We start from the raw sequence: 2,899 nt of genomic DNA on the forward strand, positions 1-2,899 counted from the left end.
CAGTCGCGGGCGGCTTGGACGAGGTCGACAGAGACCGCGGCGCGGGGGTTGAGAGCCATGATCCGGCGCATCTGGGCGAGCAGGCGCTCGATCAAGCGGAGGTTGCCAGAGGTGATCCGGATCACCGCCGCCAGCGCCTCGACGTGCTCGAGGCTTTCCGGGTCGAAGCGTACGCCGAGAGCCGTGCCATGGCGCGCCAGGAGGACGCGGGTCTCCTCCGCGCCGAGCGGCTTGAACTCGTGCACGAAGCCGATGCGCGAGAAGAACTGCGGGTAGCGGGCGAGACGTTTCTCGAGCCCTGGCATGCCGAGCAGGATCAGGCCGAACCCGTACCGATCATAAAGGTCGCGCAGGTGCTCGAGGCTCTTGAGCGATAGGCGGTCAGCCTCGTCGACGACCACCAGGGGGCAAGCACGCTCAGCTTGGTGCATGCGGTCGATGGCGCCCATTTGGCCGTCGAGGACTAGGCGCGCATGCCCGAGCCGAGCGAGGTTTAGGCCGAGGCCGGCCTGCAGGGACTTCGGGGTGTTGGCGACTGCAGCTGTATAGAAGAGGCCGCGGCAGAGGCGGACCGCGTCTGCTGTTGTACCCGTTGGCGGCTCCCGGAACGAGTAGTCGGAGAGCCCAGGCCAAGCGGCGTACTCGCGCGCCGAGCGCGTCTTCCCGACGCCCGGCCGGCCATGGCAGACACCGATGTAGCGGTACTCCGAGCAGGCGTCGGCGAACTCGACGAACCGCCCGTGCGCGCGGGTGGCGATGAAGGCCGCCTCGCGGGGGAGGTCAGTCGTCATCGGCATAGAGCTTGAGACCGCGCCGAGGCGCAGGCGGAGAAAGGACCGGTGCTGGTTTGGCCTGTGCCTCGCCCCTAGCGCCGCGCACATGAGCGAGGCGGGCGCTTCGCCGCGCCGCCTGGATGTCGTCGAGGCCGGGAGCTGCCATGTGCTCGGGGCTGAGCGCCCGGCACAGGAAGGCGCCCTGATGGTAGACGCGCACCTCGGCCAGGTCGCGGGGATCGTGGAGCACCTCGACCATCTCGCCCACAAAGGCCGCCAGCGTGGGCTCGACGTAGCGCCGCCCGCCCAGGCGGAGGCCGTCGCGGAGTACCTTGCGGGGCTTGGCGACCCGCAGGAGCAGCATGTCGAGCGCCTCGAGGCTGTCGGGCATGTTGGGAAGGAAGCCGCCGGCCTGCCAGCGCGCGAGCGGCGCCTCACCAGTGCCGCCATGCCGGCGCGGGTGGTAAACGTCGCGGAGGAACGCCTCGAAGCGCTGACCCAGGCCGTGGAGGTCGAGAGGGGACGAAGCAGGCTGGCCACCGACGATTCGCCCGGGAAGCTCGGGCTCGAGCATGTCGCGCACGGTGCGGAAGAAGCGCTCGACCCGCCCGCGACCGCGCGGGCGGCCGGGCCAAGAGTGGATAAGCTGGATCTTCAGTGCGACGCAGGCCTGGGCCATGTGGCCGGAGGTGAAGTCCGAGCCGTTGTCGACGTAAAGCCGCTCGGGGATGCCGCACACCGGCCAGCCTGGGTCCTCCTTGCGCCAGATCGCGTGGCGCAAGGCGAGCGCCGTCTGGGTCGCGCACGGCGCCGCGGTCGAGAGCGCGTAGCCCGCAACCGCCCGGCTGTGATCATCGATGACGACGGTGAGCCAGGGGCGGCGAAGCGTGCCGCGGTTATCTGCGACCAGCACGCCGAGGAGCGCATGATCGGCCTGCCAAGTCTCGTTGGGCGCCGCGGCCTCGCGCCGGTGGACCAACTCGTGCCGGTCGCGGTAAGCCGCCGGATCGGAGGTCACGGCCCGCACCGCCGGCGGCACGGACCGCATGATCTCCGTCAGGACCGCGTAGCTCGGCGGCGCCAAGCCACGCTGGAGCGCCAGGGCGCAAATGCGCCGGTGGACGGCCGCCGCCGTGGGCCGGGGCCGGGCCAAGGCCTCCGAGCGGATCATCGCCTCGATCTCGGGGGCGAGCCGGCGCCGGCGGCCGCGGTCAGCGCGCGCCTGGCGCTCGAGCCCGGCGATGCCGTCCGCGCGCCAGCTTGCCAGCCATCGGCGCAGGGTGCGCTCCGACGGGCCTCCTGCCTCGGCCAGACGCGCGAGCGGCACGCCGTCCTCGAGATGGGGCCGCAGCCGGCGGTGTCGCTCCATGGCCAGCTCGGAGGCGAAGCCTGGGGACGGCATCAGAGCCAATCCCCAACGAAGGGCCAGGGGCCAGGCAAGAAAACGGGGGTTTGATTGCCCATGGCCCAAGCCTCCTGGCGTGACCCGCGATCCATTGTAGATGCAAGAGTCTGCCGGTAAGGCTATCTCGTCAAGAAAACAAAGTCAGGAAACGGCCCGGGTCGGCGGGTTTCCTCACCATCGGAGGGCTTCCTTGAGGATCGGCTACGCGCGTGTCTCCACCCAGGACCAGAACCTCGACCTCCAGCGCGACGCGCTCAAGGCGGCCGGCTGCGAGAAGGTCATCACCGACACCGTCTCCGGCGCCACCGCCGCACGGCCCGGGCTCGACAAGGTCCGCGAGCTCCTGCGCGCCGGCGACACCCTGGTGGTCTGGCGCCTCGACCGCCTCGGCCGGTCACTCAAGGACCTGATCGCCTCCGTGGCCTGGCTCGAGGAGCACGGCGTGGCGCTCCTGAGCCTCCAGGAGACGATCGACACCTCCACCCCCGCAGGCCGGCTCACCTTTCACCTGTTCGGGGCCTTGGCCGAGTTCGAACGCAACCTCATCCGCGAGCGCACCCAAGCCGGCCTCACCGCCGCCCGCGCCCGGGGCCGGTCCGGCGGCCGTCCCGCCGCCCTCGATCCGGCCAAGCGCGCCCTCGCGGTCCAGCTCTACGAGGCCCGCACCCTCAGCGTGGCCCAGATCTGCTCCACCCTGGGCATCTCCAAGCCCACTCTCTAC

General features: G+C 70.9%; 3 protein-coding genes. 1 reads left to right on the plus strand and 2 read right to left on the minus strand.

The window, feature by feature from the left end; translation table 11 throughout:
- On the minus strand, nucleotides 1–791 hold a 791-nt coding region (locus tag FHG66_RS21265), incomplete at its 3' end, for an AAA family ATPase (protein ID WP_139079144.1).
- Nucleotides 781–2,175: a Mu transposase C-terminal domain-containing protein gene (locus FHG66_RS21270; protein WP_218013948.1), complete on the minus strand. Its 1,395-nt coding sequence runs from the start codon at nucleotides 2,173–2,175 to the stop codon at nucleotides 781–783. The genes FHG66_RS21265 and FHG66_RS21270, both read right to left, overlap by 11 nt.
- Before the next feature lie 193 nt (nucleotides 2,176–2,368).
- Here FHG66_RS21270 and FHG66_RS21275 point away from each other — a divergent pair.
- Nucleotides 2,369–2,899 (plus strand): recombinase family protein (locus FHG66_RS21275; protein WP_139079145.1); only part of this gene is annotated, 531 nt, incomplete at its 3' end.

Source organism: Rubellimicrobium rubrum (genome assembly GCF_006152115.1).
In the GTDB taxonomy this organism is placed as follows: domain Bacteria; phylum Pseudomonadota; class Alphaproteobacteria; order Rhodobacterales; family Rhodobacteraceae; genus Rubellimicrobium; species Rubellimicrobium rubrum.